This is a genomic window from Lysinibacillus sp. NPDC095746, assembly GCF_044763535.1.
Lineage (GTDB): Bacteria > Bacillota > Bacilli > Bacillales_A > Planococcaceae > Lysinibacillus.
The window spans coordinates 283,322-307,429 of record NZ_JBIWGL010000001.1 but is presented as its reverse complement, the minus strand read 5'-3'; the positions used below and the strand labels follow the sequence as shown (position 1 = coordinate 307,429).

Here is a 24,108-nt window from a genome sequence, read left to right as displayed (position 1 = left end):
ATAGCCGCCTGATTTGATATCAGGTGGCTATTTTTCCTCTATTTTTCCTTCCACTCACTTGCGAGCATGCCATAAGCAACGTGGTCAACATAATGGTCATAAAGCCATTCTGCTGCACGAATCGTTCCTTCTTTTGTAAAACCAAGTCGTTCAGGGATGGCGCGGCTTTTTGCGTTGCTCGTAGCAGCACGAATTTCCACTTTATTGAGCTGTAAATCCTTAAAAGCATATTGTAATAATGCTTGGACAGTCTTTGTCATAATACCATGTCCTTGAGCTCCTTCGCTGAGCCAATAGCCAATAGCAGCGATCTTATTGCTATGATTTATCGTATTAAAGCCAGCAATGCCTACGATTTCATTGCGAAAAATGATAACAAGAGAGAGGCTGCTTTTAGCTTCATGCCCTTTTATACAGCCTTCTATATATGCCGTTGTATCGGCTACTTCTTTTGTAATATCCAGCCACGGCAACCATTCCCGTAAATATGTACGTGATGCATCTGTTAAGGCAAAAACAGCATTTGCATCTTCTAATTCGACAGTACGTAAAGATAATTCCGGATTAATGGTCATTTGCAATATTCTTCACCTCTTTTTTATTTTAAGGCGTTATGCATAAAGCCCTTCATTTCATGACTAAGAACGGTTAACTCCTCAATAATTTCACTAAAATCTTGAACGAGCTGAGACTGTTCGTTCGTTGCGTCATTGATTTGCCCCATATTTTGCTTAAGGTTTTCTAGGTTCCTATTTATATTTCGTAGGGAGGCTTCGATATTTTCCGTGGCGCTGGATGTTTCGAACGAGAGCTTTCTAACTTCCTGTGCTACGATGTTAAAGCCAGCACCATGCTGGCCTGCACGAGCCGCCTCAATAGATGCATTTAAGCCGAGTAAATTTGTTTGGCGAGAAATGCTTTTTATTAAATCTGTTACTTCATTTGTTTTCTTTGAATCTTCAAGGGCGTGCTGTGCTTGTTTGTTAATCTCCTCACTTGTTGCTGCTAATTCCTCAGAATGTGAGGCAATTGTATGTACTTTGTCCTGTAAGCTGTTTACAATGCTATCCATTGTCCCCATATAATCCTCAAGTTTAAGCTCATTGTCGATTGGTAGTCCAAATGCTAGGGCACCTACGACTTTACCATTTTCACGGATTGGAAATGAAAAAGCATTGATGGCAACCCCGTATACATCCTTTGGTATTACGACATCAGCATTTTTCCCAGTAAAGGCAATGAAAACATTTTGGTCATTAGCATTTACTTTTTGTCCATCTAGGTAGCCTGAATCTACACGTTTGCCAGCTAAATATTTTACAACTATTTCACTTTCCTTCTCGACGACAGCCACAATTGCCTCTTCCTTTAATGCAAGGTGGATATAAGGTACTGAAAGTGCTAAAGCTTCAATAATTTTCATGAAAATTCCTCCAAGTCTGTGCAGTGAAAAATAGTTTAGTCATCGAAGCTTTTTGCCAAGGATTGCTAGATGATTACTTTCACTGTAACACAATATTTGCCACTAAAAATAGATAAAAACTAAATTTATATGAAGAAAATGTGATTTTAGTCACGGTAATTTGTCAAATAAAATCATATGCATAATAAAAAAACAGCGGTAAATTTGTCTATTTTTTGACAAGTTATCGTGTGTTTTAAAGATCATTGTATTAGAATAATAGTAGAATTGAAAGAACGTAAGGAGAGAGAAAGATGGGTTACATTCAAAAGGGGACAAAGGCGTTTCATAAAGCAAACTGGGCTTTATTTTTAGCAGGCTTTATCACCTTCGCCAATTTATATGTATCACAGCCATTATTACCAACATTTGCGAAGGAGTTTCATGTATCACCTGCAGTTGCGAGTTTAACGCTTTCTGTGACAACTTTTGCGTTATCCATCAGTATGATTATTGTAGGTTCATTATCAGAGGCATGGGGTAGGAAATCTTTGATGACGAGTTCTATTTTTGCGGCATCAATTATTACACTTGCACTCGCCTTTTCTCCTAATTTTGAAACGATATTAGTGTTACGTGTTATACAGGGTATTGTTTTTGCAGGATTGCCGGCAATTGCGATGGCATATTTAGGAGAGGAAATGGATCCAGCTAGTTTAGGGATTGCGATGGGCTTATACATAAGCGGTAATTCGGTCGGCGGGCTTAGTGGCCGAGTTATTACCGGGACATTAACGGATCTTTATAATTGGCAGGTGGGGATGATAGTACTGGGTGTCATCAGTCTGATGATAAGCGTGTTATTTATCTGGATGCTGCCTAACTCCAAGCATTTTACACCACGATCTTTGCAAATAAAATCATTGACGACATCTCTTTTGCAGCATTTAAAGGACCCATTCATGCTTTGTTTGTTTGGCATTAGCTTTGTATTGATGGGAAGCTTCGTGACGCTATATAACTATATTGGCTTTAAATTGATGGCGCCACCTTATAATTTAAGTGCTACGATTGTTGGCTGGATTTTTGTCATTTACTTAGTAGGTACATTTAGCTCTGCTTGGTTCGGTAGTCTTGCTGATCAATATGGCCGTCAAAAGATGTTGTTATTGTCTATTGCGATCATGTTTACTGGGGCGATTTTAACATTAAATGGGCTACTTAGTTTGAAAATTTTAGGGATTACAATCTTTACATTTGGTTTCTTTGCAGCGCACTCGATTGCCAGTGGCTGGGTAAGTAAACGAGCCACTCATGATAAAGCGCAAGCCTCTTCGCTCTATTTATTTTTCTATTATTTTGGTTCAAGTGTTGGAGGAACAGTAGGGGGAATATTCTGGATGCATTATGGCTGGGGAGGCGTTATTGTCATGATTGCTGTATTTTTATTCGTTGCATGCTTGCTGTCTGTTTTATTAAAGCTGTTTAATCAGTTCAGTAAGAAGTCATTAGTCTGAGTTAAAATAATGAAGCTTTTAGTATAAAAAGGATATAAAGAAAGTTGATACTGTTAAGGAAAAGTGGATAGCGTTTTTTGATTTGTTGCAGACCCTTTTTACGGGATTAAAATAGCCATCTGCACGAATTATTCATAAAAATGATTTGTCGTAAACTATCTGATAATATAAAGAGTAGACTGGTAATTAAGAGGAGTTGAAAGAATATGTTCGCGCGTTTTAAAGAATTTTCTGTTGTCTTTGCGTTGCTGCTGGTAGCATTTGTTTTGACAGGTTGTGGAGCCGCTAAAGAAAGTGGGCAATCGGAAGGAGATACGGCAAAGAAAACGGAAGAAAATGTGGATTATTCATCAAAAGTGAAGGAAAATCCAATTGTGACGATTACGATGAGCAATGATGAAAAAATCGTCATCGAATTAGAACCTTCTACAGCGCCGAATACGGTAGCTAATTTTATTTCGTTAGTTAAAAAAGGTTTTTATGATGGTCTTATTTTTCATCGAGTTGTCCCTGATTTTATGATTCAAGGTGGGGATCCTTTAGGTAATGGTACGGGTGGTCCAGATTACTCGATAGAAGGTGAGTTTTCATTAAATGGCTTTAAAAATGATTTAAAGCATGAACGCGGTGTCATTTCAATGGCTCGTTCGCGGGATCTGAATTCTGCTGGATCACAATTTTTCATAATGGTAAATGAAGCGACACATCTTGATGGTGAATATGCTGCCTTTGGAAAAGTGATCGAGGGGATGGAAACAGTAGATGCGATCGCTGCTGCTGAACTAAATGGTGAAAAACCAATAAAAGATCAGCAAATGAAAAAGGTAGAAGTGGATACAAAGGGCTTTGATTATCCAGCCCCTAAGGTAATAAAATAACGTTTGTTAAATTTAGAAGTACAATACGAAACAAAGAAGCATGAGAGATCACTTTTGATCTTTCATGCTTCTTCGTATTTAACCCATAATATTGTAGCCTGCGTCGATGTAAATCGTTTCGCCTGTTACACCGCGTGATAGGTGAGAAAGCATCACGATTGTCATATCTGCTACTTCGTCTTGTTGAACATTACGTTTTAATGGAGCTGTTTCTTCGATTTTGTGTAAAATTGTATTGAATGAAGGAACACCTTTTGCAGCAAGTGTGCGAATTGCCCCAGCAGAGATCGCATTAACGCGAATATTATCTTTACCAATATCTGCTGCAAGATAGCGCATAGATGCTTCTAATGCAGCCTTCGCTACACCCATGACATTGTAGCCATCAAGCACACGCTCTGCTCCTAAGTAACTCATTGTTACGATAGAGCCACCCTCAGTCATATAAGGATGTGCGGCCTTTGCTGCTGAAATAAGAGAATAAGCGCTAGTATCTTGTGCAAATGCATAGCCATCACGAGTTGTATCTAAGAAGCGATTGTGTAAATCTTCTGCATTGGCAAAAGCTACTGAGTGCACGATACCATGGATAACGCCTACTTTTGTACCGATTTCATTGAAAGCCGCTTTTGTGCTCTCGTCGCTGTTAACATCACATTGTACGATCAGTGAATCAGCTTGTCCGATGTTTTCTAATTGCTTTTGTAATTTTTTTAATGAACGTTCTTGGCGATAAGTGAAAATAACATTTGCACCTACGTCAAATAAACGTTTTGCGATGCCCCAAGCAATACTTCGATCGTTTGCCACACCCATTACGACAATATTCTTATCTTTTAATTGTAATAAATTATCTATCATTTATAAGAACCCCTTTATGAAATAATATCTGTTATTAGTACCAACTACTAAAATCTTATCATACATAAAAAATGGTTGCAATAACAAGATGAAAAGAGTGACCAACTTTACTTGCAAAGTACAAAAAAATTCATCTCCATTATGTTAGAGATGAATCATTGCATAAGAATCGTTCGTTTGTAGAAAATTGCTCATCACCATGTGTGGTTGATGTCCGTTCCGGCTGGGCGCTTTGTTGTTGCTGACGCTTCGCTATGCTACAGGATCTCGAGTCAACAGATGTTTTTTGCGAGAAAGTAGTTGCGATATTGCGGCAGCGTCACGATGCAGGATATGATGATTTTAACCTTCGTTCCTCTATTGCTGATCTCCAAGGAGTCGCCCTGTCTCCGCTCCAATCAACTAATAAATGAGGGGACAAAAAAAGGCACCCAGTTAAGGATGCCTTTAAGATACGTATGAAGGACTATTCGAATTTTAAAGAGTCGCCATCAAAAGGTTCATCTGCTACTTTGATTGAGTCAGTTGGGCATCCTTCGAAAGCATCTTGCATGTCTTCTAGTAGATCTTCTGGAACTTCAGCAGTTCCCATGTTATCATCTAAAATAACGAAGGCAATCCCTTCATCGTCATAATCATAAATATCTGGTGCTGCGGCTCCGCAAGCGCCACAAGCGATGCATGTATCTTTATCAACAATTGTGAATTTAGCCATTTTTCTTTCTCTCCTTTTACATGTTCCTACAAAGCTTCATACTCATTTTAAAGATGTTTATCTTACATTTCAACATAAATACTATTAAATTGGAGGAATTTGCGTCTATGTTTCATCAAATCTTATTGCAAATCTTTCAAAAACTAAATAATGAAAGAACAATTTCTGCTGCTTATCACATATTAAGAGGAAAGCGCTCAGGTCAGACTATTCAAGACATTGGCCTATTTCAGTTACATAAATATTTTGGGCTATTACCTAAGTTACCTAGGAAGACATTTGATGAAGCCGTAACTTCGTTTTTACAGTATAGTTGGTTAACAATGCAACAATCTGGTCACTATTCCATGAAAAAGCTAGGTTTACAGCGAGCAGCGCAGACACCTGATTTTTTATTTGACGGATGGCACTATCGAGGAAATGAGCATGTTTTTTTTGCGAGGTTCTCGTTAATTGTACAAAGTTTATCTTATCAAAGTGCTGGGGTTCGTTCTTTTTCTCCCATAAGTAGGGATACGAATATTCAATCTTGGGTGCGTACATTTTTAATCGAGCATAATTATCAAGATAGGCATTTACAGCAACGATTATTGGAGGAATGTGAACAGGTACTTTCTGTATTACCTTTATCAGATGCCAACAAACAGCTTGTCCTCTATCGGTTGAGTGGTCAAAGTTTACCTGGATGGACGTGGCAGCAGCTTGCTGGTGAACGTCAGGAAACAGTTTTAGATTGTCAGTTAGCGTTTATAGAATTGCTACATACATTGTTAAATGAAGTTCATGAGACAAATGACTATCCGTTGCTTGGTAAGATTGCTGAAGGATTAAGAGTAAAAGCATTAGTAACTGATTCAGCGCAGCAAACAGCACATTTATATGAGCAGGGCTATTCAATTGAACAGATTGTGCAAATAAGGAAACTAAAACAAAGTACAATCGAGGATCATTTAGTAGAATTAGCCATGAATGAACCGAACTTTTCGATTGGCCCATTCGTCTCATATGAAGAAGCGGAAAAAGTTTGGCAGGCATCGAAACACTATCAAACAAAAAAATTGAAAACATTGCATGAAGTAGTTGAAGGTATGAGTTATTTCCAGTTAAGGCTTGTCCTCGCGAAAGGAGAAGTATAAATGGAACTTGAACAAACGTTAGTAAAGTATTTTGGCTATACAACATTTCGTCCAGGCCAGAAAGAGGTTATTGAAGCAATCTTAGAAGAAAAAGATGTTATTGCTTTATTACCAACTGGAATGGGAAAGTCACTTTGTTACCAACTATCAGGATATATCTTGCAGAAGCCAGTATTAATTGTTTCTCCGCTGCTTTCTCTAATGCAGGACCAGGTAGAGGAGTTAAAACGCTTTGGTGAAAAGAGGGTAGTTGCCTTAAATTCATTTTTAACCGTAAGTGAAAAACGATATGTATTACATTTTTTAGAGCAGTATCGTTTTATCTTTACGTCACCGGAGATGCTTTTACAGCAGCAAGTTCAAGAAAAGCTTTCACAAATGCAGCTAGGTCTTATCGTTGTGGACGAGGCACATTGTATTTCTCAGTGGGGCTTTGATTTTCGGCCAGATTATTTACGAATTGGACAATGGTTTTCACAAGTAAATCGTCCACCGGTTTTAGCATTATCAGCGACTGCGACGAATAAAGTAATCAATGACATACGAGATACACTGTCGCTACATACACCATTTGAGTTTTTGTACAATGTGGATCGGCCTAATATTCATCTTGGGCGTGTCGTATTTGAGGATAGGGCAGATAAAACACACTGGATTATGCAACATATTAAAGAGACGGCAGGACCGGGTATATTATATTTGTCCTCGCGTAAGCGTGCTGAACAATATAGCGAAGCGCTTATACAAGCTGGTATACGTGCGGCAGCTTATCATGCAGGCTATGGCGCTGAGGACCGCCAGTTTATTCAGCAACAGTTTATTGACGGGGAGCTCGACTGGATTGTGGCAACGAATGCTTTTGGAATGGGTATCAATAAGTCAAATATTCGTCAGGTTATCCATGAAACGCTTCCTGCTAATGTAGAAAACTACATGCAGGAGATTGGCCGCGCAGGACGTGATGGTCAATCAGCGCTCGCGATTTTACTTTATAGTGATGGTGATGAGGAACTTGCGAAATTTGTTGTAACAGGCGATTTGCCAACAGCTGGTCATGTTGATCGTTATCAGGAACTACTAAATCAACATATGCATCCTTCCCAAATGTTGAAAAATGGAGAGGTAAGTGAAACTGCTTTTCGTGTGCTGGATTACTGGTTACAACAAGAAACGGTGGAACAAGTGAAAGTACGTTTAAATCATTTAGTACTGGAAAAGTATCGAGCTGTCGATAAAATGCATAAAATTACTCAGACAAAAGACTGTATTCGCACACAGCTAGTCGGGTATTTTGGGCAAAAATTGCTGAAAAAACCAGAAAACTGTTGTGAAAATTGTGGAATCCATTATGATGAAATCAATAAGGTACGCTTAAAAGAAGAGAAGAAAATAGAAATGATGCCATGGAAAAGTCGGCTAAAGCAGCTCTTAATGGGTTGTTAAAGGCTCATCACTCAAAGTTATGGATGACATTTTATTAAAAACGTATGCCATATATTAGTTGATTTCCGTTCCGACTGGACGCCTCCAAGAAAGCGCCCTATGGAACGGAAAATCGACCCCACGTTTTGGTGATATGTCCTTTTTAGCCTATAACTGACGGTCATTTACTTTTTTCGCAAAATTCGTCATAATAGAATGATAGAAAGCGTAGTAAGGTTGGAGGAACGGCGAATGAGTAAAGAAGATTATCGCGATAAAATTGAAGAACATCGTCAATCTTTTGAGGAAGAACAAAAAGAACAGCAAGCTTTATCTAGAGTTTCAAGAATGAAGAAAAATGGAAATGACAATAAAAAACCAAGTAATACAAAACGAAAACCGCCATTAATGACGATTCTTTTTGTAATTTTTATCTTAATTCCATTATCGATATTAGTCTATTTTTTAAAATTCTATGAACCTGGAACAACAATTGAAGAGGCTGAAAAAAATTCTTCGGATGAAATTGTAGAAATCGACAATTCAGGGGATGAAGATAAGGTGCCTGTATCTACTGACAACAAAGCAAAAGAAGACGATAAAGCAAACAAAGATAAGGCAGACAAAGCAAAAGAGCCTTCTAAGAAAGACGCTGAGAAAGTAGCTGCTGAGCAAAAGGCAGTTGAGGAAGCGAAAAAGGCCGAAGCAGCTAAGAAAGCAGAAGAAGCTAGAAAAGCCGACGAAGCTAAAAAAGCTGAGCAAGCTAGAATAGCAAAAGCAGAAGAGGCTAAACGAGCTGAACAAGCACGAAAGGCCGAGGAAGCGCGTAAAGCTGAGGAAGCACGCAAAGCAGAAGAAGCAAAACAATCTGCAAAAGCAAGTACTCATACTGTAAAAGCAAATGAAAATCTATATCGTATTGCTTTAAATCACTACGGCGATGGAAGTGAAGCAACATTATCGAAAATTCGTGCAGCAAATGGTATGTCTTCAAATAATGTAATGATTGGGCAAGTGATTAAGCTACCATAAGAAAAGCGAGTGTCATTCTTTGGCAATGATGTTTTTCTAGTATAAAATAATGGACAAACGTCAACACCAAATATGGTTGAGGCGTACGTCTGATTTAGTGAAAAGGCGATTCTTCATTATAACGAATCGTCTTTTTGCTTTCGTAAGGAGATGTGAGGGAATGATTTATATTGGACTATTTGTTTTAGTAGTCATCGCGTTCCTGCTTTATATGTTGAAGGTGGCACATGAAAATAATGTTTTACATCATCAATTGTTATTAAAGGGTGAACAGGAAAAGGTCCGACTATTTTTTATTTCGGATACACATTTACGCAAAATTAATCGCCAAATGATTGAACAGTTAGATGGTCAATTTGATGCTGTTATTATTGGTGGAGATTTTGCAGATGGACGCACACCTATTCAACGTATTCATGACAACCTTAAATTATTAACTCCTTTAGGACCGACATTTTTTGTATGGGGTAATAATGACAGAGAAGTAGGCGAAGGACGATTAAGAAGTATTTTGCAGGAACATGGTGTTCAGATCATCGCTAATGATGCTGTATTACTACCTAAAAAAAACCGTTTTTGGCTAAATGCAATTGAAGACACATCTACAATGAAATATAGCTTTGATGAAGCATTTGCAAAGGTAGGAGAGAAAGACTTAGTTGTTTTTATCTCACATAACCCTGGTGTTTTTGCAAGAGTCCGTGCGAAATTTAGAGCAGATTTAATGATTGGTGGGCATTTACACGGTGGTCAAATAAGAGTTGGTCCATACGGTGTGCATCCTAATGGCTCTTACCGGGAGCGTGAGGGTGTGATGACGTTAGTAAGTAACGGCTATGGTACGACATTATTGCCTTTCCGGCTTGGTGCGAGACCACAGTGTCATATTATTGACATTGAAATTTCGGGTAAATAAACAACCAAAACTCGATTGAAGGCGTATAATGGAAGCGATAAGGATTTATTTGAAAGTAAAGTATTAGCAATTGCTGATACAAAGTTGATAGGAGTGTAAGAAATGCAGCAAGTAGATGCAATTATTGTTGGAGGAGGCCCATGTGGTTTAGCAGCAGCAATAGCCTTGCAAAATATTGGATTAAAGCCAATTGTCATTGAAAAAGGCAATATCGTAAATGCGGTTTACAATTACCCTACGCATCAAACTTTTTTTAGTACTAGTGAACGACTAGCTATTGGTGATGTACCCTTTATAATTGAAGGTCGTAAACCAAAGCGAAATCAAGCACTAGTTTATTATCGAGAAGTTGTACGTTTGAAAGGTATTCAAGTAAACCGCTTCGAGAAAGTAAATAGCGTCGTAAAAAATGGAACCGTGTTTACAGTAACGACAAATAAAGAGATCTATACAACACCTTATGTTGTGATCGCAACAGGCTACTATGACCATCCGAATTATTTAAACATCCCAGGTGAGAAGTTGCCAAAAGTCTTCCATTACTTTAAAGAGGGACATGAATTTTTTGATACGGATGTTCTGGTAATAGGTGGAAAAAATTCTGCAATAGATGCGGCGCTTGAGTTAAATAAGGCTGGAGCTCGCGTCACTGTTGCCTATCGCGGTAGTGAGTATTCACCTAGCATCAAGCCATGGGTTTTACCAGAATTTGAAGGTGTAGTACGAAATGAAGAAGTCCAAATGCTTTTCAATACAAATATACTGGAAATCCGAGAGCGTGAGGTCGTAATAGAAATTGCTGGTCGCAAGAAAATTTTAAAAAATGATTTTGTTTTTGCTATGACAGGTTACCATCCGGATCATTCATTTATTCGAGCCATGGGTGTCTCTATTGATTATGAAACGGGTCGTCCCTTCTTTAATCCAGAAACGATGGAAACAAATGTAGAAGGCTTATTTATTGCGGGAGTTATTGCAGCTGGAAATAATGCCAATGAAATTTTTATAGAAAATGGCCGTTTCCATGGCGATTGTATTGCAAAGACAATTGACAACAGAACAAAATAGCAAGATGAGCTGTATAGGCATATAAGCTTATACAGCTTTTTTAAACCGTCAGATAGAAGAAAGAAAGCAGCGAAGGAGTCGAAGCGACGGATAGAAGTGTCGAAGCGACGGATGAAAGGGCTGAAGTGACGGAAAGAAGTGTCAAGGCGACGGAAAGAGCCGAAGTGACGGAAAGAATGGCCAGAGCGATGGTTGAAAGAGCCGAAGTGACGGAAAGAATGTCCAGAGCGACGGATGAAAGAGGCGAAGCGACGGAAAGAATGTCCAGAGCGACGGAAAGAAGTGAGAGCGACGGATGAAAGAGCCGAAGCGACGGAAAGAAGTGTCAGAGCGACGGAAAGAGCCGAAGCGACGGATGAAAGGGCTGAAGTGACGGAAAGAAACGTCAAGGCGACGGAAAGAGCCGAAGTGACGGATAGAATGGCCAGTGCGACGGATGAAAGAGGCGAAGCGACGGAAAGAAGTGTTAGAGCGACGGATGAAAGAGCCGAAGCGACGGAAAGAATGGCCAGAGCGACGGAAAGAGGCGAAGCGACGGAAAGAAGTGTCAGAGCGACGGATGAAAGAGCTGAAGCGACGGAAAGAATGGTCAGAGCGACGGATGAAAGGGCCGAAGCGACGGAAGGCACGAAGTGGCTCTCCGGATAACCCCCAGGAAAGTGCCCAGTCATAACGGAAATCAACCTCACATTATGGTGATAGTACATATAAAAGGTGTGAAAGAATGATTGGATTATATTGGATTATAAGTTATGTTATAGGGAACTTCATGACAGCGTATGTCGTTGGAAAAGCATATGGCGTTAATTTACAGGAAGAAAGAAGTAAAAACTTAGGTGCAAGAAATGCTGGTAGTGTGATTGGGAAAGGTGCTTTTCTATGGACTTTTTTAGGGGATTCTTTTAAAGGTGCGCTCATTGTTAGTGTAGGGCGTTTACTGCATTGCGAAGAATGGGTAATTGTGTTAGGCGCTAGTTTGGGTATGCTTGGTCATATGTTTCCGTTTTGGCTTCAGTTTAAAGGGGGAAAAGGAGTAGCAACTTTTATAGGTGTAGGTCTGGCATTATCTCCGAGCTTATTTTTTATGATGGTTGTAGGAACAGCTATTACGTTTAGTGTAACTAGAAGTTTAACACTTAGTATGGTAGGTGGCTTAGTTTTATATGTGGGAGCAATTGTTTGTACAAATAAATTACTGTTATACATACCGATACTAGTAGCAATTTGTTTTATGCTTATTAAACATATGTCGAATATTAAAGAGTCTTTAGAGAGAAAGAAGTGATTATTATGTATTGGTGTAAAATTGCGCATACAGAAGCGGAGTTTGAGGAAATTGCACGTTTAAATTATGAAACCTTTGTTGAAGAAATTCCACAGCATAAACCAAACTCTGAAAGGAAAAAAGTTGACCGTTTTCATCATGAAAATACGTATATTGTTGTTTATAAAGGAATAGAACTTATAGGCATGCTTGCATTTAGAGATCAGAGGCCGTTCTCAATTGATGAAAAGATAGGAAAAGTTGAGCAATATTTATCAAAAGAGATTAGTGCTAAGCTATGTGAAATTAGATTGCTTGCAGTCAAGAAGGCATACCGTACAGGAAGAGTACTGCTGAAATTGACACAGGCATTGACTGCTTTTGCATACGAGAAAGGTTATTCGGCAGCGGTTATTTCAGGTACTACTCGTGAAGAGAAGCTTTATAAACAAATGGGCTTTAGCCAATTTGCACCTGCTACAGGGACAGAGGATGCTTTATTTTTACCAATGGTATTAACGAGACAGCAGTTTGAAAAGTCTTTACAGCAAAGACTTGCGAAGGAATGTCATACGTTTTATCCAGGTCCAGTGAAACAAAGAGAACCATTTATGTATTCAGAGCTTTCTCATCGCTCGTTAGGCTTTCAATCATTATTTGAGCAAATGAGAAATAAGTTACTTCAATTATCAGGAGCAGCGCATGTAGCAACAATTGTAGGAACTGGGACATTGGCAAATGAAGTTATGCTAGGGCAATTGAAGGCACAACAATTAGGGCGTGGACTAATTTTAACAAATGGTGAGTTTGGAGAACGTCTTCGAAAGCAAGCAGAGAGATGGTCATTGGATTTTGATGTAATTGAGCAAGATTGGGGAAGTTCCTTTGATACAAATATTTTGGACGCTTATTTACAAAAAAGATCGTATCAATGGCTTCTAGCAGTACATGGAGAAACGTCGACTGGTACTTGTAATGATATAAAGGAACTTATACAGCTTACAAAGCGGTATAATATAAAGCTTTGCATTGATTGCATTAGTTCTTTCGGAGCAATGCCATTTTCTTTAAAAGATTGTTATTTAGCGACTGCTGTGAGTGGAAAAGCAATAGGTGCGCTCAGTGGTTTAGCTTTTATTTTTTCGCAAAACATTGTGAAATCTTCTTCAACATTACCAGCTTATCTCGATTTAGCTAATTACCAGCAAGGAGCGATTCCATTTACATTACCAGCAGTACTTGTTGCAAATGTTACTGCAGCGTTGCAAGCATATCCAGAAAGGTATGGACAGTTACAGCAACGTTTTAAAACATTACTGCAACTACCATTTATGCACTACCAAGTTTCAACTAGACAGTATCCGATGCTGATCACTTTACAACTTCCTAAGACTCTATCAAATCTACAGAGAGATTTAATGTTAAATGGTTATTATGTTCATGCAGATAGCCAATACTTACGTCAAAGAGATTTTATGCAGCTCTCTGTTATACAGCCGGATTTTGAGATAGCAATCAATCATTTACATAAACTCTTGAATTATTATAAGCAAATTGTAGATGCATAAGCTTACTTGAACATTGAATACAATAGCCTTACATGAAAAATTCCTTTAAATTAAGAGGAGTTCCTACTTTGTTAAGTCCAATTAATAATTTTAGTCGTGCCTTTTGACCATTAATACCAGTTGCAAATATAGCGCCTAAGTCTTCGAGCATTTTGCCGCCGCCAACATAGCCATAAACTCCTTCTGCGATACCATTAAAACAACGGGATACCAGTATAACAGGAATGCCGCGCTCTAAAAGACTTTCAATACCTTTAGCGACTGTTGGAGGGACATTGCCTTGTCCAAGGCCTTCTAATACAACGCCATCATATTTACATGCGAGTACTACATCAAGTAAGTCAATCTCCATGCCAGCATACACTTTCAGCATGGCTACTCGTTTTGATAATTCATCAATTTCTACATATTGACGGCGGATAGGGGCATGATGAAATAATATTCTTGATTTTGTAATAAGTCCAATCGGGCCATATTGAGGTGACTGAAAGGTATTTACAGAACTGGTGCTTGTTTTTGTAGTGTTAACAGCAAGGTGGACCTCGTCATTCATGACAACAAGTACACCTTTCTCACGAGCTTCTTCATCAACGGCCACACGAACGGCTTCTACTAAATTATAAATACCGTCTGCACCAAGTTCGTTTGAGGAGCGCATTGCACCTGTTAAGACAATGGGAATTGATAAATCCGTCGTTAACTCTAAAAAATAAGCTGTTTCTTCTAATGTATCAGTACCATGAGTAATAACAACGCCATCAATGTTCTTTTCTGCAACTTTTTCGATAATGAGATTACGTAATGTAAGCATTTCTTTTTGTGTAATATGTGGTGATGGGAGGTTAAAAGCCTCCATTTCAATAATTGTGGCAAGTGCATCAAGTTTACGGCTTTCCTTCATTAGAGGATTTTCCTTGTTTGGCATAACGGCACCTTCATCACTCATCGCCATAGAAATTGTGCCACCTGTATGAATTAATAAAATTGTTTTTTTCATAAAAAATATTTATCTCCTTTTAAAAAGTTTTATGTCATATCATGGTATAATAATAGCAGTTTATCTTCATGTAATAGATAGTTATTGTTGAAAACGGAAGCTTAATGTCTCATAAGTTTTTACACTTGAGATATACGTATATATTTTTTATGCAGCTGTCCAATATTCGGTAGATAAAGATAAACTTAGGATATGGAATTTTAATCCTTTAAAAACATAAGTAACCCAACATTATTTGCTGTCCGTTTTGCTTACGCGCATGAATAGATTTGTTGGTTTAATGTATTGAAGGATGTCACGAATTTTAAAATCTTAACATAATTATGTCAAGGCGAAATTGATTTTTTGAAAGGAGCCGGCATCATGATCATTTTATTATCAGCTGCCATTGCTCCCGGTCTAGCGCTTTTTAGTTACTTTTATTTGCGCAATCAGATGGCAACGGAGCCAAGAAGAACTTTACTTCAAACGTTTTTATATGGCGCATTTTTAACGTTCCCAATCTTGTTTTTACAATATGTACTAACAGAGGAAGGGGTCTTTCGTTATCTTTATCTACAAGATGTAGTTTTTTCTAGTGTAGTTGAAGAGTTTTTTAAATGGTTTGTTCTGTTGATCGCAATCTACAATCATGTAGAATTCGATGATCCTTATGATGGCATACTGTATGGTGCAAGTATATCTCTTGGTTTTGCCACGATAGAAAATGTGCTTTATTTATTTTCTTTCGGTTTGAATACTGCATTTATGCGTGCATTATTACCTGTATCGAGTCATGCTTTGTTCGGTGTTGTAATGGGCTATTATTATGGACGTGCCAAGTTTTCTAAGCTTGCAAAGACGAAAGAAATGATTGCTATGGCGCTTTGTGCACCGGTAGTATTACACATTTTATATAATACAATTTTATCATTCAAAGGGTATTGGGTATATTTAATGATCCCTTTTATGCTATTTTTGTGGTGGTTTGGGCTACGGAAAGTCAAGCTCGCTCACTATCATCTAGTACAACATTTGCATATGCATAAAAAAATATAAAGCGTAGAAATCTAAAAAAGATTTCTGCGCTTTTCTTTTTTAACTTCTTTCAGCAATGTTTTCTGTAACGAAAGTGAAACGTAGTTACTAGTAAAAGAAAGCGTCAGCAATAGGAATCTTCCTTTTCTATAGGTGGTGAGATGAATACGGATTTAAGTTACTTTGCAGCGGGTGTCTAAACACCTGTAGCTCCTACCTATCGCTACGCTTTCGGTACAAAAAAATCTGCTGAAATAGAGGAACTCAGTCTAAGAAAGCCACGTCCTGTGGCAATTTAAGCTTAAGCACAAAGCCGATTTCAGACGCAATTTTACCGAGGGAAAATTGATAGGTATAAAATGAGTCGTTTGTTTCAAGCTATGAAAAAAGGAGTGATGATCATGCGTTTAGTAAGCATAGTTTTTGCTTTCATGTTGGGGATTAGTATTTTTGCTATTCCGCAAAATGACGCCATTGCATTTACCGAGCAACAGATTTCTCGTGGTGCTTATGGAGATGATGTAATTGAGCTACAGGCAAGGCTACAATACTTAGGATTTTATAAAAGTAAAATTGATGGCAAATTTGGCTATAACACATATTGGGCTTTACGAAATTTCCAAGAGAAATATGGTTTACCAGTAGATGGAATAGCCGGTGCGAAAACTAAAAAAACTTTATCTGGCTTTTCGGATTACGATGAAGGATGGGTAAAAGCACAATTAAATGCAGGAAATCAATTTACTTATTATGGTGGAACGCCACTTGAACAGCAGGTGAAAACAAACACTGGCGGCGGTGGTGGAGGTGGTAAAAGTAGTGGTAGTAGTAATAATAATGGGACTAAAACTCAAGTACCTCCAAAGTATACTGACAGAGATGTACAGTTAATGGCGAATGCGGTTTATGGTGAAGCTAGGGGAGAGCCCTATGAAGGTCAGGTGGCTGTAGCGGCTGTTATTTTAAATCGTTTGGAAAGTCCTGAATTCCCTAATACTATTTCAGGTATTATTTTCCAACCGCTCGCTTTTACTGCAGTGGCAGATGGGCAAATTTGGCTTGAACCAAATGAACGTGCAAAAGAAGCAGTTCTTGATGCGATGAATGGATGGGATCCTTCGGAAAATGCACTTTATTATTTTAATCCGAAAACAGCAACAAGTAAGTGGATTTGGTCACGACCACAAATTAAACGAATTGGAGAACATATTTTCTGTTCATAAGAAAGGAGGAAAAAAATGAGAACTATGCTCGTTATTCTCACTGCTGCAGTTATAGGTTTAGGGGCATATAGCATTAATATGCACGGAAAAAATGCAAGTTTACAACGAACTGTGTTAGCTCAGTACACGGATAGTTTAACGGATGCATCCGAGAAATTATCACATTTACAAAGAGCTGTTTCGCAATCTTTATTGTTTCGAGATGACAATGCCATTCACAATGAGTTAGATTCTGTTTGGCGACTAAGCTCTGACGTTCGATCTTCTATGTCGAATATTCCTATCGGGCAGGAAGTGTCGAACGACTGGCTAAGCTACTTAGGGCGCCTAGGAGATGAGGCGAAGAAAACAGCTAAAACTGGTGATTTTAAAGCATGGCGAGAAAAAATGCCACAAGTCTCTACAAATTTACAGGCACTTTCAGATGAATGGTCATCTGCAACAGTAGATTTTTATAAAAACAACGGTAAGATGGATGTCTGGTTAAGACAAGTAGATACTAAAAACCCAAATACAACATTTGATAATGTGCATAAGACATTAAAGGATTACAGCGAAAAAGACTTCCCACTTACATTAAGTGAATCAGATTGGCAGAAAAAAATGGATCTTAAAGCATTACAAGATTCAGACATTACTGAAAAAGAAGCGTTGGAAAAAGTAAAACAGTTATTCCCTATCATAAAAGACGCAACATTTACTGTGACGAAAAGCAGTGATACGGCACCATATCCGTTTTATCATATCCAATTCCACCAAGATATTCGTTTAGGATATGTCGATTTAACAGAAAAGGGTGGACATTTAATATCCTATTTAGTGGAACGTCCAGTAGATGAAGCAAGGCTTTCACAAGATGAAATTATGAAAAAAGCTGAAGAATATGTAAAACGACTTGGAATGAATGATGTTGCATTTGTGGAATCTCGTGAAAACCATCAAGCATGGCATGTAACATTTGCGCGTGTTCACCCTGGTGATAATGCATTGGTTTATGCAGATGGAGTGCAATTGAAACTTGCTAAGGATACAGGCGAGTTACTTGGTGCAAATGCGATGGAATATATTCAGGCAGAGACGATTAAACCACAAACGGCGAAACCAATAGATTGGAAAACTTTCTTCGATGATGATGTAAAAGTACAAGAAGTAAAAAATATTTATACAGATAACGGCTCATTTGAACAACGTCTTTGTTATGAGGTAATTGCGGTCCGTGATAAAAACGCGCAAGAAACATTCCGAGTTGTTATTGATGCTGAAAATCACAATGTTTTAAAAGTGGAATATTTAACGTAATATAAGAAAAAACTACCGGTATATATAGCCAAAATGGGCATCTCGTGCGATAATAAATGTATATTTGTGTTCGGGGAGATGCTCATGGAAATAAAAATTGGTACACAATTAGAACTAGAACCAACTTATACAGAGCGTGTTGAAAAATTCCGCTGTAAAGTTGTAGAACAAAAAGATAATATTATTTATATCGATTATCCAATAAATATTGCCACAAAGAAAACAGCTTTTTTAATAGATGGCTCTGAATTTAGAGCAACTTTTCACACGGGGGATAAACAATCATTTGCTTTCAATACTGAAGTAATTGGACGTAAAGCTGGTAATATACCTATGATTATGTTGCATTGTCCAAAGGCAGATGACTTTATCAAAATTCAACGTCGTGAATATGTACGTGTGGAAACGCCTGTGGATGTAGCGATACAGTTTAAGGATTACAAATATCAGCTAGTAACATCAGACATTAGCGCAGGTGGTTTGGCAGTAACCTTAAAAGGGGCAATTGCTTTCCAAGATGGTGATGAGGTTCAGTTAACAATCGTTTTACCATATGCCAATGGCGATATAAAATACGTGGTCACAGATGCGACGGTTGTTCGTATATACGAAAAAGATGAGATAAAAATGGCAACCATTCAACTAACAGATATGGATGATGTGGACCAACAGCATATTGTTCGTTTCTGCTTTGAACGCCAATTAGTGAATCGTCGTAAAGAAATAAATCCTTTTGATGCCTAATTTTACAAAGCCGATTTGGACGCAATGAAGCAGTGGCATAATTATTGGTCTTCCCAACTTCCATTGGTGAGTGGAAAATTCCATGAAATTTTGCAGGGAGTTTACACCAACTTCAAATCGAGTAGTATTTTGATTTAAGAAAGCCCTCTGCTTAAAGAGGGCTTTTTTATGATACAATATGGTGTGTTAGAAAGTAGGGGGAATTATGAAGAAAAACATTCAAATTGCAATTGACGGACCGGCTGGTGCTGGGAAAAGCACAATTGCGAAAATTGTTGCAGAAGCACTTGGATTTACTTATATAGACACAGGTGCTATGTATCGTGCTGTGACGTATAAAGCGTTGCAACAAAACATACATTTAAATGATGAAACAAAATTAGCAGAAATGCTAGCATCCAGCACAATTGACTTAAAGCCTTCTTCTGAAGGACAACTTGTCTTTTTAGACGGGAAGAACGTGTCGGCAGAAATTAGATCTAATGAGGTAACTTCATCAGTTTCACAAGTAGCAGCACACGCTAAAGTACGTGAACTATTAGTAGCGCAGCAACAAAAGCTTGCGGCTAATGGCGGTGTTGTTATGGATGGGCGCGATATTGCTACGCATGTATTAAAAACTGCAGAACTAAAAATCTTTATGTCTGCAACAGTAGAAGAAAGAGCAAGACGTCGTTTTATGGACAATCAAAAACGAGGAATCGAATCTTCTATTGAAAAACTGCAAGAAGAAATTGCCCTGCGCGATAAAATGGATAGCGAGCGTGAAGCATCGCCACTAATTCAGGCAGAAGATGCCATATTTTTAGATACGACAGCATTGTCAATTGATGAAGCAGCACAGGCCATTTTAAAATTAGCGCAAGAAAAAATGGTATAAATCCTAAAATTTCAGACATTTTTTGAATTTAAAGGATTTATTTTTGTCTTTATCTTCAATTTCGAATAAAATAGTAAGGGAAGATGCGAAGGAGGGTTACATATGTCTGAAGAAATGAACTATGCAGAACAAACGTTTAACGAAGGTGATATCGTCAAAGGTATTGCAGAGCAAGTTGATGAAAAAGCGGTAACTGTTTCAATTCCAGGTGCACCATTTGACGGTATTGTACCAATAAGTGAATTATCAAGCTTACACATTGAAAAAGCGTCTGACGTAATTTCTGTTGGAGATGCGTTAGAGCTGATGATTACAAAAGTCGAAGAAGAAAACTATGTATTATCAAAACGTAAAGTAGATGCTGTAAAAGCATGGGATACACTTGAGCAACAATTTAACGCTGGGGAAATTTTCGAAGCGGAAGTCAAAGATATTGTTAAAGGCGGTCTTGTCGTTGATTTAGGAGTACGTGGCTTCGTTCCAGCATCCCTAGTAGAAGACCACTTTGTTGATGATTTTGAAGACTATAAAGGCAAATCTCTTAGCTTTAAAATTGTTGAGCTAGACAAAGAAAAAAATCGTTTGATTTTATCACATCGTGCTGTAGTTGAAGCTGAAAAAGCTTCTCAAAAGAAAGATGTTATTAACCAGATTAAAACTGGTGATGTTTTAGATGGTAAAGTGCAGCGTATCGCATCATTTGGTGCATTTATTGACCTTGGTGGTATTGATGGACTTGTGCATATTTCACAAGTGTCTCATGAGCATGTGAGTGATGTAAGCGAGGTTTTATCAGAAGGACAAGAGGTAAAGGTAAAAGTCCTTTCTGTAGACCCGGAAAATGAGCGTATTTCGCTATCCATTAAGGACACGATTCCTGGTCCTTGGTCGAACATCGAAGAGCGTGCAGCTAAAGGTACAATACTTGATGGAAAAGTAAAACGTCTTACTTCATTTGGAGCATTTGTTGAAGTTTTCCCAGGTGTAGAAGGTTTAGTGCATATTTCACAAATCGCGCATAAGCATATTAACACGCCACACGAAGCGCTAAAAGAAGGACAAGAAGTACAAGTAAAAGTGCTTGACGTTAATGCTGAAGAAGGTCGCTTAGCATTAAGCATTAAGGATTTACTTGAAAATCCTGAGGCGGAGGAAGTAGTCGACTATGAATTACCAGAAGAAAACACAGGTTTCTCTTTCGGTGATGTCATTGGTGATAAACTGAAAAATTTTAAATAAACTAGACATGCGAGGATGCAGTTTGTGTCCTCGCTTTTTTATGGAGGAAAATAGATAGAAGAATCAAAGCGATGGACTCGAGGATAACCACACATCGAACCACCAAATTTAAGAGGAAACGATGAAAAAAATACCAGAGAGATGAATAGAACGGTACATAGCGCGCTCGTTTATGGATATGATATGATATAATGGCATTTTTCGTGTATAATAGCGAAAGACAAGAAGTTGGAAGGATGAAGTACAGATGACGAAACCAGTAGTAGCCATCGTAGGTCGTCCGAACGTAGGTAAGTCGACGATTTTTAATCGTATCGTTGGAGAACGTGTATCGATTGTGGAAGATATTCCAGGAGTTACACGCGACCGTATTTATAGTTCGGCAGAGTGGTTAGCACATGATTTTAATATTATTGATACAGGTGGTATTGAGATTGGGGACGAACCGTTTTTAGAGCAAATTCGTCAACAAGCAGAGATTGCCATTGATGAGGCGGACGTTATTGTCTTTATGACAAATGGTCGTGAAGGTGTAACAGCTGCTGATGAGCAAGTAGCAAAAATTTTATACAAAACAAAAAAACCGGTCGTTTTAGCAGTGAATAAAATTGATAATCCGGACATGCGTGAGATGATTTATGATTTCTATGCGCTTGGCTTTGGTGAACCTTGGCCAATTTCTGGTTCTCACGGCTTAGGCTTAGGGGATTTATTGGATGAATGTGCAAAACATTTCCCTAAAGAAGATGAAGATCAATATGGGGACGAGGTCATTAAATTCTCGTTAATTGGTCGTCCAAATGTTGGGAAATCCTCGTTGGTAAATGCATTTTTAGGTCAAGACCGCGTTATTGTTAGTAATATCGCAGGTACTACACGAGATGCTATTGACACGCCTTATGAGTATGATGGACAGGAATATGTCATTATTGATACTGCAGGTATGCGTAAAAAAGGGAAAGTATACGAAACGACAGAGAAATACTCTGTATTGCGTGCGTTACGTGCAATTGAACGCTCGGATGTTGTTTTAGTTGTTCTTAATGCAGAAGAAGGCATCCAAGAGCAAGATAAAAAAATTGCAGGCTATGCGCACGAAGCAGGAAAAGCGATTGTTATTGTTGTTAATAAATGGGATGCCGTTGAAAAAGACGAAAAAACAATGAACGTCTTTACACAACAAATACGTGAGCATTTTTTATTTTTAGACTACGCACCAATTATTTTTGTTTCCGCCAATACAAAGCAACGTGTACATCAAATTTTACCGATTGTACAACGTGTAAGCGAAAACCATGCAATGCGTATTCAATCATCTATCCTTAATGAGGTTATTGAGGATGCTGTAGCGCGTAATCCGGCACCTGCTGATAAAGGCCGCCGTCTGCGTATCTACTATGCAACTCAAGTTGCGATACAGCCACCGACGTTTGTGGTGTTTGTCAATGAACCAGAGCTAATGCATTTCTCTTATGAGCGATTTTTAGAAAATCGTATTCGAGAGACATTTGATTTCGAAGGAACGCCAATTCGTTTAATTTCCCGTGCTCGTGCTTAGGATAAATATACACATACAATACGCCAGCCCGACAATAATTGTTGGATGGCGTCTTTTTACAAGAGGAGAATGTATAATTTTCTAAAGACTACTATAATTGCTTTGAAGGTTTACTGTTGTAAGCATTTTCTCTAGCATTTTTCGTAACGAATAGGAATGAATTGTCTTTTCTTAACAAGGGAGGATTTTGAATGGAAAAAGTTTGTGTGTTAGGGGCAGGCTCGTGGGGTACAGCACTTGCAATGGTACTTGCAGAGAATGGGCATGATACACTTCTATGGACTCATCGAACTGATCAAGCTGAAGAAATTAACAGCTTGCATACAAATAGGAAGTATTTACCTGAAACGGAGCTGCCGACAAATTTGTATGCAACAAGTGATATTGCTCAAGCAGTAGCTCATTCGGAGACTATTGTCGTTGCTGTACCTACTAAGGCTATTCGAGAAGTATGTGAAAAAATGATAGCAGAGCTCGATAAAAAAGTACTGTTTGTTCATGTTTCGAAGGGGATTGAGCCGGATACATTAAAACGAATTTCAGAAATTTTGGCAGAAAGTCTACCAGCTGAATATGTAGAAGAGATTGTTGTACTTTCAGGTCCAAGCCATGCAGAGGAAGTTGTCTTACACCACCCGACAACTGTTACAGCCGCTTGTGCAAGCATTGAAGCCGCGGAAAAAGTACAGGATTTATTTATGAATCAATATTTCCGTGTCTACACAAACAAAGATGTGATTGGTGTAGAAATAGGTGGCGCCTTAAAAAACGTAATCGCATTAGCTGCGGGTATTTCAGACGGCTTAAATTATGGTGATAATGCCAAAGCGGCGCTAATTACTCGAGGATTGGCTGAGATTTCACGTCTTGGTGTTAAAATGGGTGGGAATCCATTTACATTCTCAGGACTTACAGGCATGGGAGACTTAATTGTAACATGTACAAGTGTGCACTCTCGTAATTGGCGTGCAGGTAATTTACTGGGGCAAGGAATGAAACTGCCAGAGGTACTAGACCAAATGGGCATGGTTGTTGAAGGGGTACGCACAACAAAAGCCGCCTATCAACTAGCAGAGAAATATGACGTGGCTATGCCAATAACAACGGCGCTTTATAGTGTTCTATTTAGTGATATCGAACCGAAAGTAGCAGTTGATGCATTAATGATGCGTATGAAAAAGCGAGAAATCGATGACATGATATACTAATAAAAAATCATTAACCGTTTTATAGATTTTTGGTTAGTGGATAAAAATGACTAATCAACATGCCTGATCTATGTGATTAGTTTTGTCATAAAATGGACATAAATAAGGTGTCTCAGTGAATAACTGAGACACCTTATTGTGTGCTTTTAGTTGAAAAATCTATA

General features: G+C 38.3%; 24 protein-coding genes. 19 read left to right on the top strand and 5 right to left on the bottom strand.

Annotation, left to right across the window (positions count from 1 at the left end):
• Positions 1–38: 38 nt before the first annotated feature.
• Positions 39–575, bottom strand: coding sequence for a GNAT family N-acetyltransferase (locus ACIQ7N_RS01565; protein ID WP_402929932.1), 537 nt, complete (start codon positions 573–575; stop codon positions 39–41).
• 23 nt (positions 576–598) lie between these two features.
• Positions 599–1,423 (bottom strand): methyl-accepting chemotaxis protein, encoded by an 825-nt coding sequence (locus tag ACIQ7N_RS01560; protein WP_323654116.1) that lies wholly within the window; start codon positions 1,421–1,423, stop codon positions 599–601.
• Between the two features lie 293 nt (positions 1,424–1,716).
• Between ACIQ7N_RS01560 and ACIQ7N_RS01555 the strand changes: the two genes are divergently transcribed.
• Positions 1,717–2,919, top strand: coding sequence for an MFS transporter (locus ACIQ7N_RS01555; protein ID WP_402929791.1), 1,203 nt, complete (start codon positions 1,717–1,719; stop codon positions 2,917–2,919).
• Between the two features lie 206 nt (positions 2,920–3,125).
• Positions 3,126–3,797, top strand: coding sequence for a peptidylprolyl isomerase (locus tag ACIQ7N_RS01550; RefSeq protein ID WP_402929789.1), 672 nt, complete (start codon positions 3,126–3,128; stop codon positions 3,795–3,797).
• Positions 3,798–3,875: 78 nt separating this feature from the next.
• Here the strand turns inward: ACIQ7N_RS01550 and ACIQ7N_RS01545 are convergent, their stop codons facing one another.
• Together ACIQ7N_RS01545 and ACIQ7N_RS01540 are read right to left on the bottom strand one after the other, a co-directional pair.
• A complete protein-coding gene (locus ACIQ7N_RS01545) occupies positions 3,876–4,658 on the bottom strand; it encodes an enoyl-ACP reductase FabI (RefSeq protein ID WP_248718438.1) in 783 nt (260 codons plus the stop codon).
• Positions 4,659–5,124: 466 nt separating this feature from the next.
• Entirely contained in the window at positions 5,125–5,373 is a 249-nt protein-coding gene (locus ACIQ7N_RS01540; protein WP_132359303.1) for a ferredoxin, read from the bottom strand.
• A 107-nt stretch (positions 5,374–5,480) separates the two neighbouring features.
• Here ACIQ7N_RS01540 and ACIQ7N_RS01535 point away from each other — a divergent pair, with 107 nt between their 5' ends.
• From ACIQ7N_RS01535 to ACIQ7N_RS01495, 9 genes are all read left to right on the top strand, one after another.
• Positions 5,481–6,509 (top strand): YpbB family protein, encoded by a 1,029-nt coding sequence (locus tag ACIQ7N_RS01535; protein WP_402929786.1) that lies wholly within the window; start codon positions 5,481–5,483, stop codon positions 6,507–6,509.
• On the top strand, positions 6,510–7,952 hold the full coding sequence (locus ACIQ7N_RS01530) for a RecQ family ATP-dependent DNA helicase (protein ID WP_402929784.1): 1,443 nt from the start codon (positions 6,510–6,512) through the stop codon (positions 7,950–7,952).
• Positions 7,953–8,183: 231 nt separating this feature from the next.
• The gene (locus ACIQ7N_RS01525) at positions 8,184–8,963 is read left to right on the top strand and encodes a LysM peptidoglycan-binding domain-containing protein (protein WP_402929782.1); all 780 of its coding nucleotides are present in this window, start codon (positions 8,184–8,186) and stop codon (positions 8,961–8,963) included.
• Positions 8,964–9,123: 160 nt separating this feature from the next.
• The gene (locus tag ACIQ7N_RS01520) at positions 9,124–9,879 is read left to right on the top strand and encodes a metallophosphoesterase (RefSeq protein WP_402929781.1); all 756 of its coding nucleotides are present in this window, start codon (positions 9,124–9,126) and stop codon (positions 9,877–9,879) included.
• 102 nt (positions 9,880–9,981) lie between these two features.
• The gene (locus ACIQ7N_RS01515; protein ID WP_402929779.1) at positions 9,982–10,947 is read left to right on the top strand and encodes a YpdA family putative bacillithiol disulfide reductase; all 966 of its coding nucleotides are present in this window, start codon (positions 9,982–9,984) and stop codon (positions 10,945–10,947) included.
• Between the two features lie 125 nt (positions 10,948–11,072).
• The gene (locus tag ACIQ7N_RS01510; RefSeq protein WP_402929777.1) at positions 11,073–11,246 is read left to right on the top strand and encodes a hypothetical protein; all 174 of its coding nucleotides are present in this window, start codon (positions 11,073–11,075) and stop codon (positions 11,244–11,246) included.
• Positions 11,182–11,595: a hypothetical protein gene (locus tag ACIQ7N_RS01505; RefSeq protein WP_402929775.1), complete on the top strand. Its 414-nt coding sequence runs from the start codon at positions 11,182–11,184 to the stop codon at positions 11,593–11,595. The genes ACIQ7N_RS01510 and ACIQ7N_RS01505 overlap by 65 nt, the downstream gene beginning before the upstream one ends.
• A gap of 76 nt (positions 11,596–11,671) precedes the next feature.
• On the top strand, positions 11,672–12,232 hold the full coding sequence (locus ACIQ7N_RS01500) for a glycerol-3-phosphate acyltransferase (protein WP_402929773.1): 561 nt from the start codon (positions 11,672–11,674) through the stop codon (positions 12,230–12,232).
• Positions 12,233–12,237: 5 nt separating this feature from the next.
• The gene (locus ACIQ7N_RS01495; protein WP_402929771.1) at positions 12,238–13,779 is read left to right on the top strand and encodes an aminotransferase class V-fold PLP-dependent enzyme; all 1,542 of its coding nucleotides are present in this window, start codon (positions 12,238–12,240) and stop codon (positions 13,777–13,779) included.
• Between the two features lie 28 nt (positions 13,780–13,807).
• Here ACIQ7N_RS01495 and ACIQ7N_RS01490 read toward each other — a convergent pair whose 3' ends face one another.
• Positions 13,808–14,776, bottom strand: a complete 969-nt coding sequence (locus tag ACIQ7N_RS01490) for an asparaginase (protein WP_132359287.1) — start codon at positions 14,774–14,776, stop codon at positions 13,808–13,810.
• Between the two features lie 363 nt (positions 14,777–15,139).
• Between ACIQ7N_RS01490 and prsW the strand changes: the two genes are divergently transcribed.
• The 8 genes from prsW (at position 15,140) to ACIQ7N_RS01450 (ending at position 23,944) form a co-directional block, all read left to right on the top strand.
• Positions 15,140–15,814, top strand: coding sequence for a glutamic-type intramembrane protease PrsW (gene prsW / locus ACIQ7N_RS01485; protein ID WP_132359285.1), 675 nt, complete (start codon positions 15,140–15,142; stop codon positions 15,812–15,814).
• 380 nt (positions 15,815–16,194) lie between these two features.
• Complete coding sequence (gene sleB / locus ACIQ7N_RS01480) at positions 16,195–17,016, top strand: spore cortex-lytic enzyme (protein ID WP_402929769.1); 822 nt, start codon at positions 16,195–16,197, stop codon at positions 17,014–17,016.
• 15 nt (positions 17,017–17,031) lie between these two features.
• On the top strand, positions 17,032–18,315 hold the full coding sequence (locus tag ACIQ7N_RS01475) for a PepSY1/2 domain-containing protein (protein ID WP_248718447.1): 1,284 nt from the start codon (positions 17,032–17,034) through the stop codon (positions 18,313–18,315).
• An 84-nt stretch (positions 18,316–18,399) separates the two neighbouring features.
• Entirely contained in the window at positions 18,400–19,059 is a 660-nt protein-coding gene (locus ACIQ7N_RS01470; RefSeq protein ID WP_402929767.1) for a flagellar brake protein, read from the top strand.
• A 205-nt stretch (positions 19,060–19,264) separates the two neighbouring features.
• The gene (gene cmk / locus ACIQ7N_RS01465) at positions 19,265–19,939 is read left to right on the top strand and encodes a (d)CMP kinase (RefSeq protein ID WP_402929765.1); all 675 of its coding nucleotides are present in this window, start codon (positions 19,265–19,267) and stop codon (positions 19,937–19,939) included.
• A 102-nt stretch (positions 19,940–20,041) separates the two neighbouring features.
• On the top strand, positions 20,042–21,178 hold the full coding sequence (gene rpsA / locus ACIQ7N_RS01460; protein ID WP_248718450.1) for a 30S ribosomal protein S1: 1,137 nt from the start codon (positions 20,042–20,044) through the stop codon (positions 21,176–21,178).
• 247 nt (positions 21,179–21,425) lie between these two features.
• Entirely contained in the window at positions 21,426–22,736 is a 1,311-nt protein-coding gene (gene der / locus ACIQ7N_RS01455) for a ribosome biogenesis GTPase Der (RefSeq protein WP_132359272.1), read from the top strand.
• Positions 22,737–22,927: 191 nt separating this feature from the next.
• Positions 22,928–23,944: an NAD(P)H-dependent glycerol-3-phosphate dehydrogenase gene (locus ACIQ7N_RS01450; protein ID WP_132359270.1), complete on the top strand. Its 1,017-nt coding sequence runs from the start codon at positions 22,928–22,930 to the stop codon at positions 23,942–23,944.
• The last annotated feature ends 164 nt before the right edge of the window (positions 23,945–24,108 follow it).